The following is a 14,848-nucleotide window of genomic DNA, read 5'->3' on the forward strand; positions in this document are numbered from 1 at the left end:
CGAAGAATTTCCTAAGAAAGGTCGTATTCTTTCATCTTGTTTTGCAGGGTCTGGCGGGCAATACCGAGGATCTTAGCGGTTTGGGATTTATTCCCGTTGGTCTGTTGAAGAGTGGCGCGAATCAGTTCCCGTTCCATGTCCCGCAGGGTGAGACCGGAGGGAGACGGGGATGGCCCCTCATCAGCCCGGTGCTCCGCCTCGTCTGGACGAAGATGGGGTGGAAGCTCCAGGGGAGATATCTGTTCCCCGAGACAGAGAATCACGGCCCGTTCCATGGTGTTTTCCAACTCGCGAATATTGCCTGGCCATTCATAGCGGCTCAACAGCACCAGGGCCTGGGGGTGAATCCCCCGGATATTTTTGCGGTTTTTCCGTGAATATTTTTTCAGGAAGAAGTCGGCTAACGGCGGGATATCCTCGCGTCGATCCCGTAACGGGGGAAGCACAACAGGTACAACGTTAAGACGGAAGTAGAGGTCCTGGCGGAATGAGCCTTCCTCGACCATGCGCTCCAAATTTTTATGGGTGGCGGTCAGCAGGCGGACATCAACCTTGATGTTTTTATCGCCGCCGAGCCGCTCAAATTCCCCTTCCTGTAACACCCTCAGTATTTTAGCCTGGGTAGTCAGGCTCATGTCACCGATCTCATCCAGGAACAAAGTGCCCTTATGCGCCTGTTCGAACCGCCCCTTTCGTTGTGCCGCCGCTCCGGTGAAGGCACCTTTTTCATGGCCGAAAAGTTCGCTTTCCAGCAAATTTTCATGGAGCGCCGCACAGTTTACCTTAATAAACGGGCCATTTTTACGCAGGCTGTTCTCATGGAGAACATTGGCAACCAATTCCTTGCCCGTGCCGGACTCTCCCGCAATGAGCACCGTGGCGTCGCTGGGGGCCACCAGGGCCAGGGTTGCAAACAGTTCCTGCATCCCGCGACTGCGGCCGATGATGTTACCAAAGTCGAATTGTTCGTGGAGGCGCGTTTTAAGAAGGACATTTTCCGCCTGTAGCTGCTCATAATTCAGAGCCCTGGTCAACGTCAGCTTCAGCTCCTCGATATCAACGGGTTTTGTTATATAATCGAAAGCGCCTTGTTTCATTGCCGTGACCGCGCTTTCCACCGAGGAGAAGGCCGTTAGAATAATAACCGGGAGAGCGCAATGGGTTTCCTGCATGGCGGCGAGCGTCTCAATCCCCCCCATGCGTTTCATTTTAAGATCGAGCAATATGAGGTCAATTTTCTGTTCATGAAGGATCGGCAGCACCTGGTCGCCGTCCTCCGCCTCGATAACCTCGTAGCCGGCGCCTGCCAGGTTGGCATTGAGCATGGTGCGGTGGGCGGCATCATCATCCACCAGCAGAATTCGTTTTTTCCCGCTACTCACGGCGTTCTCCTTGGTGTATGGGAAGAACCAGCGTAACCGTCGTGCCCTTGCCGTTTTCACTCTCAACGTCTATGCGGGCATGGTGCTGTTCAACGATGTTATGAACCACCGCCAGACCGAGTCCTGTTCCGGTTTTGCGGGTGGAGAAAAAAGGATCGAACATGCGCGCCTGTTCCTCCTGGGTCATGCCTTTGCCATTATCCCGCACCCAAACATGGACCGCATCACTATAACGTCTGGCGCCCAAAACAATGGAACCTTCTTCCTCTACGGCGGCAAGGGCGTTTTGCAGCAGGTTGAGCAACACCTGTATGAAAAGATCAGGGTCCGCTTCCAGTAAAATGTCCTCTTCTGGGACATCCAGGCCAAAGGCTACCGCGTGATTCTTGAAGTCGTCCGCCAGCAACTGGGCGGTCTTTGTCAGCAATTCACCCAATACAACCTTTTCAAACTCCGGCTCCCTGGGCTTGGCAAATTGCAGCAAGGCCGAAATGGTCCGGTTCAGGCGGTCCACCTCGCCGATCATAAGTTCCGCATACCGTTTGGCGCTGCCATCTTGCGCCTGACCGCCGAAGTACTGGGCGAATCCGCGCAGGGTTCCCAATGGATTGCGTATTTCATGGGCTATACCGGCAGCCATCCGTCCCAGAGCGGCAAGGCGGCGGGAACGTTCCAGTTTCTCCTCCATCTCGCGAATTTCCCGCATGTCCCGGAAGGTCAGAACCGTGCCCAACCATTTCCCGTCTTTATTCAAAAGGCGCGCAGCACTGACCTTGACCGGGATGGTTTCCCCGTTCTGTCGTTGATATTCCAAGGGAAGATCAACAAAATCCGTGCCTCCTTGGACGAGCGGTTCCATCTGGCTCTGTCTATTGCCGGCTATTTGCCGCAAGGTCTTGCCTTCCAGTTCCGACACGGGTTTCCCTAAAAGTTCCTCCATCTTGCCATTGCTGGAGACTATCCGCCCCCGGGTATCCAAAGTGAGCAGCCCGGCCGGCATACTCTCAATGACGTTGCGCGTATAGAGTTCCATGTCGGCCAAGGTGGAGCGGCTGACCCGTATTCCTTGATACAGAAAAATAAAATACAGCCCAGCGCTGCCCAACAGAAACAAAATGCCGCCCATAATAAGGGCCTGCTTTACATCCTCTTTTCTGGCTTCATCGAACTCAGCAGTATAGAGCCCAACGAAAATCGCCTGTCTGCCGGTCATCGGCGTACCATTTTTTTTCGACTGACACCACTGTTGCCAGCGACTTTGCCAATTTTCCCAGCCATATTCAAGGGTGGCCCCCGGATTGAATTCCTTTGCCACCTCGAAAATTTTTTTTGGAGAATCTTGAACAGCAAAATTGGTGAGCGGTATGTTATGAGAAAGCACTTGGCTTACAGGGGGGCGAGTGCTCGAATCCCGCCATTCACCGGCGGCGGCCATCACCTTTCCCTGCTCATTAATGACGCTGATATAGGCAATAGCCGGCGATTTTGCCGTTTCCTGAACCAGGGCGACAAGATTGTCCTCTCCTTGCCAACCCTGCATGATTGAAATACGTGTCCCTGCCTCGAAGGCGCGGATAAGGGTTAGCCCCTCCTGTAGCAGGAAATGTTTCATCATCTGCTGTTCGCGGTTTAAATTCAGGAAGGTAATGACAGTCAACACAGACAACAGGATGATACTGGCGGCTACTATCGTCAGGCCGACCCTGGAAAACTTAAAAGAAGGGGTTGATTTAGGAATCATCGGGTACCGAAGTTCTACGCGCTCTTTAATTTTATGTAAATGATTTCGTTTTTTATTTTCGCGGATTCAACTTCGAAGTGCAACTCCCTATGCTGATGCAATATAGCGCATCGTCTTACTAAAAAACACATCAAATGGGGGCTCTTGGATCCCATTATTTTGCGAGGCCGATGGTTGAGGCCTTAGACTGCTGATTGCCGCGTGGGGAGTTGCGCAAAGAGTTGCTCACACAAGGCTACGCTTTTCTCCCTAAAGAGGAGTCACCCAAACTATCTTCGATTTTCGACTTATAGTTGCAGATAAAGTGAGCCAGGGGGCACCGGATAAAATCAAATAAAGTGAACCGAAAATTGCGATGATTGCGAGCCGCTACAGACACCAAACGATATAACAGATTGTTTTTTCGTGCTTTTAAAACCACCAAGCATCGTAATGCTGATCTCCATACCACAATTTTTCAACTATATTTTCCGTTTTCCAGCTTTATTTTCCGTGAACATCTAATTTTGCCCGTTCACTACTTCAGCTTACGTTCGCCACTGTCAAAACAATCTCCGCACCGCCTTCCACAGTCTCACGCCCCAGTTTTCTGGAGAGGATTTTGTGTGCTTGACAAGTTCGTACTTCCCCTCCTTGAAAAGCGTTCCTAGTTCTTCCCGGTCCCAGTGCCCTCCTCCCGCAATGCATTTTTTCAGCATATTCTCGGTGAACGCGATGAAGGATTTGCCCTTCGGCATCATAAATAGAAGGGTCGAAATTCCATGATCGTCCCTCCCATCGACCTCCACCAAGAAAAAGCGGCGAGTTGAGAACGAAACTCCCACCAAAACATACGACCGAGGGCTTCCAGAAATTTTCGGCATCTTGGGGAGACAGCAGCCTTCAGGGGTTTCTCCTTCGTAAAACGACAGGCTCGCTCCTTTGATGTAGGGTAGAGCCTTAAATAACTTTCGAAAACCCACAGAGACATCACTCACGGACTTGAATGGGGTAAATTCGACTGACGGTAACTCCCCACATCCTGCCTCATCGTAAAGAGTCCCATCCTTTGTAGGGACGTGCTCTATGCGTACCCCTCCGCCTCCAGAGTGATCTTCGCCTTGCCCATTTTCGTTTATTCTTTCCCAAATTTTGACCACCTCGATCCGCTGCGCAAAATCCGCAGTGGTGAAGTCGATTCTTACAGCATAAGGAGACGTAATTTCTTTCGGTGACTTTGGCTCCGGATTGATGGCGGCCTCTCCCGGCTCCTCCTTGGTCCTTCCTCCCCCGTTCCCTCTTTTTCCGCCTTCATATATTCTGAAACCAGGATGTTCATAAGTTAGGGTGGAAAATGGCAGTCTGGCAGCGGAACTGAACTGTTTTATTTCCAGGACCAGAATGGTTCTTTCGATTTTCATCCCCCTGACCACCCAGACACTGCCCGGGATGGCAGGTGGCTCGGCATGAAGCGGATGCGCATATTGCATAGTTGTCCCGCCGTCTGCAGAGGCGGAGGCCCAGACTTTCTTCCATGCAGCCCGAAACTCCCCGTCAAAAAGGACCAAGGCCATCCTTTTAACGACTTCTGTGGACAGGGAGGCTATGGCGACCCGTTCCGAGAACTTGAGATGCGCCTGGCCGTCCGTTAAGGTGGATGTGCATACATCCGTGAAAAAATCCGGCCCCAGTAATTCGGCTGTCATCATCCTGTTGAGAGCAAAATAGGCCCGAATCACCTCCAGACAGGGAACCACGATCCGCTCCCCGCGATTCCATATGACCACGCATTTCTCTTGAAGATTGAATCTCGTCCGCAGTTCATACTGCCTTGGCACCGATATCGCATCGCAGATACTCACCTTCGGCGAGGAGCAGAAGCGGATCTGCATCCGAGTGCCCAAAGGGCTCTCCCTTGTCAGTTTGCCATCCCGGTAGGCACTGCCGAGACGAAAGGCCGGCAGTGCTCCCCAAGGCACGGCTAGGTCATGCAACGTGCCGTTCTCCCGCCGGAAGACAGCCTGCATCTGCCACTGTTTCATTTTCCCCGCATGATAGGGCGACCGAAGCCAGTGAAGATAAACGGCTTCGGTCTTGTCAAAAGGCCAATGCTTAAATTTCATTTCCATGCTTCACTCCTTTTCAAATGCATGAAATTATCCGCTCGATCTCGACCGCGACGCTTGCCGGATATCCGGGCCGAAGATGCGCTTCGCGAACGATTCGCCAGGTCTCCAATGACTCTCCGCGCCGCAAGAGTTCTCTCTCCGCAGCCCTCACGCGCCTGATCCCGAAGGCGGCCTTGGTTTCGATAACGCCTTCAAGACTCGCTCTTGCTGCTGGGAGCTTATCGATATTCCTTTGCAACAAGGCGAGCGTACCGAGCTTTTTGCCGATGGCGCTTAATGTGACGCGCACGGGTCTCCCTGGTGCGTAACGGATGGCATGCGCGGCGGGACCGATCCGAGCTGCGAGCTCGCGATCTCGACCCGGCCAGTCAACTCGGCATCCGGCAGACCCTTTCCTGGATTTGACCGGCGGGAGATTTTCGAAAAGCCATTCCCGATCATTGCGGTAAAGCCAGCAATAATCGGCTGGGCCCAGCGCCCTAAGTTCATTCCGTCCCTTTTGGGGATGCTTGGCTATGAGCGCGAGCCATCGCGTGCGGCGCTCAATCAGCGATTTTCCATCCTCGACAAAATTTTCCTCCTGCCGGCAGTCCGCCAGCTGGGCCAGGTGGCGAATTACTGTGTGCACATCCACGCCAAGGACTCGGGCGATTGCCCTCAGACTTCTTTTCTCCTTTTCCGCAAGACGGATCAATTCCGCCTCCCACACCGGACCGACTTCAAGGATTTTTCCCCTTCGAAACTTGTCGCTTCTTTCCCGGTCCGGGCCGGTCCGGGCATAGTTGAAACCACATGAACAGTAAAAATGACCGACCGGCTCCCCCGTCTCACAATTCCGGGTGATGACAAACCGGCTGACAACTGCCTGACGGTAATGGGATGCGGCAGAATTTAGACAAGGCCAGGGGCCTCTTCCGAAGGGACGGCTCTCAGGAATGCCGGTGCAGAAAAATTCCTCGATCCCTGTCCCAAGGAAGTGGATCAAAAGGATGTGGCGGAGAGGATGGCTCGCCTTGCGCGGTTTGCGCACAATGCTATTCAGCCAATTGCACTGAGAGTCGATGTCTATGCGACAGTGGATTTGCTCCAAAAAACAATTCCCGTAATATGCAACAAACCCTTCCAGAAGTTCGCGCTGAGCCACCCGTCCGGAATAGCTCGCAAGGTCCATCTGCCGAAGGTGATGCAGATACTTTTTCCGAAAGAAGAAAAGCCCGGGACTTTCGGTCTCCGGATGACTGAGCAACCAAGCCACCGAACGGGTTATTTCCCGGTAGTGGAGGAAATACCTCTCGTAAGGTTGCGGCAGGTATTTCCCGTTGGGTACGGGAGCGGCAACGAAAGCGTGCTTATTCTGGGGGGCGGCGGTCGGGACATCGCTTTCGCAAAGCCATACCTCGTGTTTATGACAAAGCAGGGCTCCAGCCGCCTGATGGCTTCTGTGCCAGTATGGTTCCCCGTACCGACTCTCGTCAGCGGCGAGGCACTCTGGGCAGAACCTGAGATACCGGGGCGCCGGTACGCCGCTGGCCATGACACCCATGGCCATGTGTATGCCGCCCCCGTGGGTGGAGCCCTTCATCCAGGCGATCATCTTGTCAACCCGGTGCCTTGGCAAGAAGGGGCTATAGAGCGGAAGGAGGGTATTTTCCTTGATCAGGCGATCGACTATGGTGAGGGTGCCGGCAGGGAGCTGCCTTCGTAGGCAATCCAAGCGGTTTGGCAAATCTACCACTGCGCTGGCGGTGGTAGATCCGAAAAGATCCTTCATGGTGGCTTTGATGCTCAAATTGCCGCTTCTTCGATGGTAACGGGCGCAGGCGCTATAGAGCATCTCGTCGGGGTATAATGCCGGGAAAAATGCGAGCATCGTTATGGGGCTCCCGCGGCCAAAAATTCCTCGGCAGACTTGATGACTCCGGCGGCCTTCAACGCATCGTATGGAGATGTTTCCGTGGCGGCCTTTGCGACGATCTCTCGCAGGTCGCCGCTGAGCGAAACGACCTTCAGTCTTTTTTTCTTCTCCTGCGGGCTCGCGGCTTCCTCAACGGTCGCCTTCTTTAGGGCCGTCTCCTCCGCGGCAAGGCGAAAGGCCTCACTGCCGGCAAGCCGCAGGTCCGTCTCGGCCGCGAAGCGGCGACAGGCCGACTGGGCGCTCCTTACTGCGATTTCCGGGGCGTATCCCGCTTGGACGATTAGGGCAGCGAGTTGCTCTTCAGGAGATTCCCCCAAGCCTTCTTCATCCGCCTCGGCTACCGCAACCTGATTTCGCAAAGTGTTCAAGGTCCCCTGTAGTTGCACCCGGCCTAGAGCTTTCCGGAGATGATCCTGCAGCAGGTTTCCGGGCAGGCCGATGTCCGAAATATCCTTCAGCGCCTCCAAATCGCCCATCCGAAGGGCTCTGAGGATCGGAGCAACTGCCGTAAGATTCTCCCGGGCGAGAACCCTGATCATCACAGGGGTGATCCTTTCCGTTTTGTCCTTTGAGCCGATCACCTCCCATTGCGCCAGCATGTAAAGCTTGGTCGCGATGTCCAGGATCCCCTGCGACTCCTCATAGATCACCTTCTTTAACGACTGCTCCAGGGGAGTCGGGACGGCGGTCCACTGGTAACGCCAGACACGCTCGATAAAATAGTCCCAAATTTGGTCCTCGGCGAAATTGTGCATGAGCACGTCGCCTTGCCCGGTGGTCCTTCGGGCTAGGGAGAACTCCCTGGTGAACAGGCCCAGGGCCTTATAGGTTCCCATGAGGACGACAGGCACACCGATGGTGTTGGTCAGCTGGACGAAGAAATTGAGCAGCAGGTTTGAATTGTCCTTTTGGGCCCCCCTCAGGCGCTGGATCTCATCAATTACCAGGACGCCCAGCCCGACGTTTGCCGCGATTATGGCAATGATGGGCATTAGGTCGTTGGCGGTCCGTCTCTGGTTGGCATACTTTTCCGCGTAGCGGGTTCCCAGGAGCCGATCAATCGCATGAAAAAAACTACTACAGAGCCCCCTCGGAGATCCATCGTAAGGGCAATCGAGTTTGAGCCATACCAATTGCTGCTGATCGAAGGGACGCCCGTTGTACTCCCGGTGGATAATGACCTGAGGAAGGAGGGAAAGGATGCTCTCAATGAGCGTCGACTTCCCGACCCCGCTGGCGCCGATAATCGAGAATCCGGCCGCGGTCGACCGGATTGTGGGGGTGTAGGGATAGGAGGAGCCCCGGTTCCAGTCGAGGTCCGGAAAGCCGGCCTGAATCTGTTTGATCCACTCGGCCGAAAGAGGATTTCGCGCAAGATACCCGTTTCGGATCATCCGGGAGAACTTCTGCTCTATCTCCAGGTATTCTGGCAAAGGAACGACGATGTTTTGAATTCTCTGGACCGCGTTCAGTCTGCGCAATGCGGGAAGGGTTCTCTCGGCTTCCGAATAGGCAGGCATCCGCCTCAGCAGGCTGCCGGCTTTTTCCGGAGACAATTCCTGCGGCAGCGATTCGATAAAGCAGTTGTGGCGATAGAGGGGTTCTTCGCTCTCCAGGTAGATGGCATTTACCCTATTGCCGATAAGGAAAGGCCCGAGTTCCCGGTCCCCCGCCTTTCTCATGGCTGTTCCTCCTCGCCATCGGCTTTTAATATGTCGAGGAAGTCCTTTCGCTTGGCCGAGGACGAGGCTTTGACACTCGTTTCCCCCTTGGCCAGGGGAAGCAAGGTTCCAGGCGTGCCGCAGTGCCGTTCGGCCCGCAAGTCGAACGCCTCGTCCCGACGATTGAGCTTCTTTTCCTCGGCTCGGTTGTCACGAATCCCTTTCAGGCGCTGATTGTTGCTTTGTTTCTGGGGGCCCGATTCCTCCTTCATCTTGGCGGCCTCCGCTTTTATGGCCGCGACCTGTGCCCGCAACGCGGCATCGGACTGTAGCCGCCGGCCTTCATGCTGCTGGGACTTCAACTTGTTAAGAGCAAAGAAATCGAGCACCTCTTCCAGCATCACGCCGTTGAATCGTTCTTCGTCCGGCAAAAGAGTGCAGGGATCGAAACTGCTGCTGTCGCTTGCGCGCAGATAGATGACTTCCATACTGCGGGGGTCATACGAGACCGGAACGGTCCAGGTTCCCTCGCTTCGCGCACGGACGTACCATTGCTCCCGGAGTGCCCGGGCTGTCGTATAATAGACGCCCTGAAACCGAATCCCCTTGGGGGTAACGGTTGCCGATCCGGTCGGCATTAGATTCAGCCGGATGGTTTCCAGGCTCTTCTCACGCAAGTGGCCGCCCCGGTTGCCAATGCCCCATTCCCACAGATTGACGGGGATCTTAGGTACGTCGTCGGCAATCATATCCCTGTCCAGCGGATATTCCTCAACCCGATGATGGAGATTATATTTAATCACCGTAAGAATAATGATCTTGGTGAACTGGCGAAGGTCAAGAGTGGCATCCAGACGGTGGTCGGGGTCTCCTCTTTCGCGTTTCCTCACCGCCCCGGGAAGCCAGTGGATGCTTTTCAGGTTCGCCCGCCGGAACATCTGCTCCACAATCCCTTTCCAGTCCGCCCGGTACGGAGGGCAATTGGCAACGCGGATATCCAGGGAATCGGCAAGGCTATCGGAATCAAGTCCCAAAAGCTCTCCCCGGTCTCCGAGGATCATTTCGGGAAGATACCGGCATGGCCAAGCCTCGGAGTCAATTTCAACGTCATACTCCGAGCAGAACGGCACCTTGTCGGTAGTAGCGTTGGCGAGCGCCATCATCGCACCTACCCAGCTCGGCCCCTCAAGTCCCACATAAATTCCCGCTACCATTCGGCTGAACACATCAACGACGAAGTAGATCACGGGCCTGCCGATGATCCAGTTGCGGTTGAGGGTGCTGACCAGGTAGACATCCCCGATAGTGGCATCGATTTGGAAGATGGATCCTGGACCGAAGGCCATCTGGGTCGAGTTGCCCAGTATGGGCCGGCTTTTCAATAAATATCTTTTTTCTCCTCGCCTTGAGACGATCGAATGGGCTAGATCCCGTTCCTTGAGGTGCCAATAGCGGAATTGCTGAAAGGAAGGAAGCTGGGAGGCAGGAGGAAGGACCGGGACACTGACTCCGCCCTCGTTCCGGTAGCCGAGGTTAAAGTGCTTGCCGATCATAAGATCGTAGGCACGCCGGAGGGGATTTCCCTCTTTGGTGTTGTAATAAAGATCGGTGGAGATTCTGAAAATCTTATGGAGTTCTTCGTCTACGTTAACGCCGACATACTCGGGGTCAAGCTGTAGAATCTTGCGCGGCCTGCCCCTTTTGGGCTGGTCGGAGCGGGACTCCTTGATGAGGCGATTTTTTCCGGGACCTCCGCAGTTTTTGTACGCCGGAAGCAGGGCGTGCTTGATCTTCCCTCCCCGCCAGAAGCGTTTGAGCTGTCTGTAGACCTCTTTCGGCGTGACCTTGAATCGTTCCGCAGCCTTCCGGATTAAAGGCCCCCTCTCTTCCTCCAGGTAAATCCCGGGCTCAACCGCCACCAAGTCACGGATGATCTCCCAGGCTCTCTCCATCCGGTCCTTGTGCTTTTGGAGAAAATCCGGATCCGGCATGGCGAGCTGCGCAAAGGGATCGATCTTCCGGCGGAAGGCTTGGCCGCCCGCGATTGCCGCCTCCAGTTCTGAACCTCGTTTCCAAACGGGAAGCGGAAGCGAGACAGCATCGGAAACCGAAACAACGACGACCTGCTCGCCGGCATTGTCCGTCCAGAGCACCCTTTCCAGGCGCTGCGTGGCGTCCCCTTCCACTGGGACCCATTCGATCAGGGTATTGATAGCAAGGATGCGATTCATGCACTGTGCTCCTGCTCGCTTGGATGTCCGGCCACCCTCGCGACACGCAGGGGCTTGTCGGCTGCGATCGCTTTTGTCATGTCCACCATCCACTGGCCGGATGCAATGAGGTGCCTGACGATCCACAGGCCAGAACCCGCATTCAGCCCCAGGGCGTGGTCGATCGCAAGAGCGGCATGCGCCAAAGACTCCCGTGGGTTTTCGGTGATCAGACCGTACAAAGCCGCCTCGGCCTGAGAGATAATCTGAGGCGTGAGGCCTGGCGAATTTCTAATGTCTGCGGATGAGTGGATCCATTCGACATACTCAGCCACGGCCTTTGGAATATCCAATTCCGTGACGATCCCCCAATCGATTTTCCTCTCTGCCCAGTAGGTCCGCTCGATCTCCAACTTTTCCAGGACCCGCTTGCTGCCGAGATCCTGGCTCATTTTCACGGATCGGGCCACCATGACGCTTCTTCCCTCGGAGAAAAGGTCGACAAGAAAGTCGGTAGTCATGATTGTGAATTCTTTGGTTTTTGGGTCTGTGGGATGCCTGACACCGAGCCGCTCGGAGATCATCATAGTGTCCTCAATCGGCAGGGGGAACTGTTCGCGGATGTCGACGACGAGAGAGGACCAGTCAAGCAGGTAGAAGTAATTCTTCTCGCGATTCGAGGGGAAGTGGTGAACGCGGCTTGTCGTCCACCCCTTGATTCGGTGGGAGAGCCCGCGCGAAGGGACTTCGCGAACCGTCAAAAATGGTTTGTATTTTTCACCATGCCCCTGACCGCGGCCTTGCTTAAGCTTTCTGTCCGCGCTGGTAATCTTACGACGTGGCATACCGATTCCTTTTGTTGGGGGTGCGGTTCCCGAGGGCGGATTTTTCTGGCAGAGCTGTAGCGGATTAGAAGCGGGCGAGTCTTCCGGGAAGGCTCGCCCGCTACACTGTTACTTCTCCTTTCTTACGCCTTTGAAAGGCTTATCGTCCGCTTTCTGGTCAATAAACTGTCCTGTCCCGGTATCCCGCTTTACCCACCGATCATTCTGCGGATTATAGGTCTGGGACCGGTCTTTTACCGCGCCGATCCGGTGGCCATCTCCGACTGGGGGATTCTTCGCCATCTTTGCCATCACCTCCTTTCGCTTAAAATTTTCTTCTTATGTTCTTTTGCCGGGCTGCTTCCAAAATTTGCCGCCGCGATTATTTTTTTGCGGATTGTCTGTCCCGGACCGGTCAGCTTAGGAACTTTATTCGATTGACCTCTTGGTTGTTCTTTGCCAATGTGTCTTATTGTTTTAATTTCAGCCATAAAGCCTGATTTTCGTCCCGAACGGCAATTTCCCTGTCCAGAGCGGCATATATTTAAAGGGAGTCTCATGGCAGAGGTTTCAGATGAAGTGTTAAATTTGATGGCCAGTCATCCTTGGGACGAAAGCATTCCGAGGCTGACACGGTATGCCTTTGGAAAAATGAGAAAACTCTTCTGGCAGGGCATTCTCGGCGGGCCTGCGCCAAGCGGAATCGAAGCAAAGGACATAGTGCTCATAAGCATTGAAAAAATCATGAATGGCGATAGGACATGGGATCCCCGTTCCCAAGAAAATCTTTACAAACATTTAACCAGTGTGATTGACAGCGAGATCAGCCACTTGATCAACAGCTGGGAGAATCGGCACTTCTTCAGGGAAGCTGTCCTGTCAGGAAGACCTAACAGCGATGGGAAGACAGCCGAATTTTGGGATAATGTTTCCTGCCCAAACTCCGGTCCGGAAGATATCTTGATCGACAGAGAACGAGAACGTTTGAGCGAAAATTTCTTTTGGAAATTTTACGAATTCATTGCCGATACGCCTCTGCTCCAAGCAATCCTTGAACGCATCACAGAAGGGGATAAAAAAAGAGCGGACATTGCCGCGAGTATGGGCATAAAAGTAAAAGAGTTCGACAATCTGAAAAAACAGCTTCAAAGGCGGCTCAAATCATTTCAGGAAATTAAGAATGGAGAGGCGCATAATGACAAGGCATAGCCCTGAGAAATATTCCGACGTATTGGAAAGTTTGCACAGTCTGCTTACCAATTCCGATGAAGAAGATGTAGAAAATCTTCCGCTCGCCGAAATAAGAGAAGATCTCAAAAAAGAAGGCATTAACGTCGATCAAATGATTTCCGATGTGAACCTCATGATTTCCAAAAAGCTGGCGGGGAAAAGACTCGAAGCCGCCAAGGAAAAGAGACATCGTCTTGGTGGGCTAACGGAGATCAAAAAGTGCATCGATGAAAAGACGAACATCAAAGAATCGGTTTTGAAAATACTTAATGGGTTAACCCAATCACAGCCGAAACTTGCCTCGGTGTATTTCAGAAAGCTTGAGGAAGCCAATGAAGAGGACATGGCCTCGATCTTGGAAGATCTGATGATACTCGAAAGTGATGACGATGTTTTCGAATGACCCCCTCAGGGCCGACGAAACCAGGGCCAGGAGGTTGGCGGACAAGATCATCAGAGAATATGCTATCACCAGGCCTGAAGAAATACGCCTCGAGGATATTTCAATGGACCGGAATGTCCTCGTCAGGGAAGGCGCATTAAGCGGATCGGAGGCCTATCTGATCCGGAAAGGCAACAAAGGAATCATAAGAGTCCGCAAAGACATCCCCGAGGCAGGCAGAAAACGCTTCGCAATCGCGCATGAACTTGGTCATTGGGAAATGCACTCTGAAGAGAACCAGCTTAAATTTTGTTCGGAGGACGACATCGGCGGCTACCTTGGAAGCCCAATGGAAATCGAGGCAAATGCTTTCGCCTCCGAATTACTCATACCCACTCGACTCGTAAGCAAAGAATTCAGATCGGCCACGCCATCTCTTGACGCCGTCAAAGATCTCTCCAGCGCATACAATGTGTCCTTGACCGCCGCCGCAGTAAAATTCATCCAAATTTCAAAAGAAGACTGTATGGCTATTTTTTCCAGGGACGGAATAGTCCGCTGGTGGCGGAAAGGAAAGGAATATTCATCCATCCCAGGCATTGAGAAACATCACCCGCTTCACCTAGAAAGTGAGGCCTGCGAGGTATTCCGTGGGAGGAAGGAATCTGCAAAAATGGTCAGAGTTCCGAATGAAGCGTGGTTCCCATGGATGAGGGAAAAGCGCGGGTTTGAAGTTTATGAACAATCAATTCGGCTCGGGAATTATCCGACTATCTTAACCCTGTTATGGGTGATCTCAGAAAGTTGAGCTCCTTTTCCGGCAATGGAGGCACCGAGATCCTATTGCGGCAATTTACCGACAATGCGGATAACACAACAGCTCTGGTTAGCGGTTCAACTTAGAGGGAATACTTTTGGGCTTGCCATGGAGATACTCCATGTTCTTGAAGAGTAATGGGGCAGTTTGAATTTTCTTGGGTTTGAAATGCTTGAGCTGTCATATTATATTGTGGGCATGAAAAAGAAAAAACTTCCTACAGACATCAATGAACTTGCCAAGTCTCTTGTTGACCTAGCTACCGATGAATCCCCGCCCGAAGAAATATCTTCCGACAAGCCACAAAAAAACCAAGCCGCCGTTGAGCTTGGGCGGCTTGGTGGGATGAAAGGCGGAAAGGCCAGGGCGGAGAAATTGACGGCTGAACAACGGTCTGAGATTGCAAAGCTTGCAGCCCAGGCGAGATGGAAAAAAACGGGTGTGTAAAGAATTTTGTGTAAATGGTTTTTGTGATCAAAGTTCCGGCAGCCTGTCTTCAAACATGATGCTGAACTGATTCAGCGCCGATTTCCAGTTTTTAATCGGCATCGTCCAGCGTTTCGAAATATTCGTCAGCG

At 53.3% G+C, this 14,848-nt stretch carries 13 protein-coding genes; 4 read left to right on the forward strand and 9 right to left on the reverse strand.

Translation table 11 applies throughout. From position 1 onward, the window contains the following. Positions 1-11: 11 nt before the first annotated feature. The 9 genes from MWR57_RS05760 to MWR57_RS05800 all read right to left on the reverse strand — a co-directional run bounded on the left by MWR57_RS05760 (position 12) and on the right by MWR57_RS05800 (position 12,332). Positions 12-1,382 (reverse strand): sigma-54-dependent transcriptional regulator, encoded by a 1,371-nt coding sequence (locus MWR57_RS05760; RefSeq protein WP_423123840.1) that lies wholly within the window; start codon positions 1,380-1,382, stop codon positions 12-14. Then, complete coding sequence (locus MWR57_RS05765) at positions 1,375-3,123, reverse strand: two-component system sensor histidine kinase NtrB (protein ID WP_423123841.1); 1,749 nt, start codon at positions 3,121-3,123, stop codon at positions 1,375-1,377. The genes MWR57_RS05760 and MWR57_RS05765 overlap by 8 nt, the downstream gene beginning before the upstream one ends. Before the next feature lie 542 nt (positions 3,124-3,665). Then, positions 3,666-5,231, reverse strand: a complete 1,566-nt coding sequence (locus tag MWR57_RS05770) for a Tn7-like element transposition protein TnsE (RefSeq protein ID WP_423123842.1) — start codon at positions 5,229-5,231, stop codon at positions 3,666-3,668. A 13-nt stretch (positions 5,232-5,244) separates the two neighbouring features. Next, positions 5,245-7,101 (reverse strand): TnsD family Tn7-like transposition protein, encoded by a 1,857-nt coding sequence (locus tag MWR57_RS05775; protein ID WP_423123843.1) that lies wholly within the window; start codon positions 7,099-7,101, stop codon positions 5,245-5,247. Between the two features lie 2 nt (positions 7,102-7,103). After that, the gene (locus tag MWR57_RS05780) at positions 7,104-8,828 is read right to left on the reverse strand and encodes an ATP-binding protein (RefSeq protein WP_423123844.1); all 1,725 of its coding nucleotides are present in this window, start codon (positions 8,826-8,828) and stop codon (positions 7,104-7,106) included. Continuing rightward, positions 8,825-11,038 (reverse strand): Mu transposase C-terminal domain-containing protein, encoded by a 2,214-nt coding sequence (locus tag MWR57_RS05785; RefSeq protein ID WP_423123845.1) that lies wholly within the window; start codon positions 11,036-11,038, stop codon positions 8,825-8,827. The genes MWR57_RS05780 and MWR57_RS05785 overlap by 4 nt, the downstream gene beginning before the upstream one ends. Continuing rightward, on the reverse strand, positions 11,035-11,862 hold the full coding sequence (locus MWR57_RS05790; RefSeq protein ID WP_423123846.1) for a TnsA endonuclease N-terminal domain-containing protein: 828 nt from the start codon (positions 11,860-11,862) through the stop codon (positions 11,035-11,037). Before MWR57_RS05790 ends, MWR57_RS05785 begins: the two co-directional genes overlap by 4 nt. Positions 11,863-11,970: 108 nt before the next feature. Next, positions 11,971-12,144, reverse strand: a complete 174-nt coding sequence (locus tag MWR57_RS05795) for a hypothetical protein (protein ID WP_423123847.1) — start codon at positions 12,142-12,144, stop codon at positions 11,971-11,973. Positions 12,145-12,152: 8 nt separating this feature from the next. After that, positions 12,153-12,332, reverse strand: a complete 180-nt coding sequence (locus tag MWR57_RS05800; protein WP_423123848.1) for a hypothetical protein — start codon at positions 12,330-12,332, stop codon at positions 12,153-12,155. A gap of 67 nt (positions 12,333-12,399) precedes the next feature. Here MWR57_RS05800 and MWR57_RS05805 point away from each other — a divergent pair, with 67 nt between their 5' ends. The 4 genes from MWR57_RS05805 to MWR57_RS05820 all read left to right on the forward strand — a co-directional run bounded on the left by MWR57_RS05805 (position 12,400) and on the right by MWR57_RS05820 (position 14,717). Next, positions 12,400-13,050 (forward strand): hypothetical protein, encoded by a 651-nt coding sequence (locus tag MWR57_RS05805; RefSeq protein WP_423123849.1) that lies wholly within the window; start codon positions 12,400-12,402, stop codon positions 13,048-13,050. Next, a complete protein-coding gene (locus MWR57_RS05810) occupies positions 13,037-13,474 on the forward strand; it encodes a hypothetical protein (protein WP_423123850.1) in 438 nt (145 codons plus the stop codon). Before MWR57_RS05805 ends, MWR57_RS05810 begins: the two co-directional genes overlap by 14 nt. Continuing rightward, complete coding sequence (locus MWR57_RS05815) at positions 13,455-14,261, forward strand: ImmA/IrrE family metallo-endopeptidase (RefSeq protein ID WP_423123851.1); 807 nt, start codon at positions 13,455-13,457, stop codon at positions 14,259-14,261. Before MWR57_RS05810 ends, MWR57_RS05815 begins: the two co-directional genes overlap by 20 nt. Positions 14,262-14,417: 156 nt before the next feature. Further along, a complete protein-coding gene (locus MWR57_RS05820) occupies positions 14,418-14,717 on the forward strand; it encodes a hypothetical protein (protein WP_423123852.1) in 300 nt (99 codons plus the stop codon). The last annotated feature ends 131 nt before the right edge of the window (positions 14,718-14,848 follow it).

It is taken from the genome of Hydrosulfovibrio ferrireducens, assembly GCF_046883345.1.
Taxonomy (GTDB): Bacteria; Desulfobacterota; Desulfobulbia; order Desulfobulbales; family Desulfurivibrionaceae; genus Thiovibrio; species Thiovibrio ferrireducens.

Excerpts from the sequence above, each read along its gene's own strand:
- MWR57_RS05770 (WP_423123842.1), bottom strand. The coding sequence starts at position 5,231 with ATGGAAATGAAATTTAAGCATTGGCCTTTTGACAAGACCGAAGCCGTT.
- MWR57_RS05800 (WP_423123848.1), bottom strand. The coding sequence starts at position 12,332 with ATGGCTGAAATTAAAACAATAAGACACATTGGCAAAGAACAACCAAGA.
- MWR57_RS05775 (WP_423123843.1), bottom strand. The coding sequence starts at position 7,101 with ATGCTCGCATTTTTCCCGGCATTATACCCCGACGAGATGCTCTATAGC.
- MWR57_RS05790 (WP_423123846.1), bottom strand. The coding sequence starts at position 11,862 with ATGCCACGTCGTAAGATTACCAGCGCGGACAGAAAGCTTAAGCAAGGC.
- MWR57_RS05815 (WP_423123851.1), top strand. The coding sequence starts at position 13,455 with ATGACGATGTTTTCGAATGACCCCCTCAGGGCCGACGAAACCAGGGCC.
- MWR57_RS05780 (WP_423123844.1), bottom strand. The coding sequence starts at position 8,828 with ATGAGAAAGGCGGGGGACCGGGAACTCGGGCCTTTCCTTATCGGCAAT.
- MWR57_RS05795 (WP_423123847.1), bottom strand. The coding sequence starts at position 12,144 with ATGGCGAAGAATCCCCCAGTCGGAGATGGCCACCGGATCGGCGCGGTA.
- MWR57_RS05785 (WP_423123845.1), bottom strand. The coding sequence starts at position 11,038 with ATGAATCGCATCCTTGCTATCAATACCCTGATCGAATGGGTCCCAGTG.
- MWR57_RS05810 (WP_423123850.1), top strand. The coding sequence starts at position 13,037 with ATGACAAGGCATAGCCCTGAGAAATATTCCGACGTATTGGAAAGTTTG.
- MWR57_RS05765 (WP_423123841.1), bottom strand. The coding sequence starts at position 3,123 with ATGATTCCTAAATCAACCCCTTCTTTTAAGTTTTCCAGGGTCGGCCTG.
- MWR57_RS05805 (WP_423123849.1), top strand. The coding sequence starts at position 12,400 with ATGGCAGAGGTTTCAGATGAAGTGTTAAATTTGATGGCCAGTCATCCT.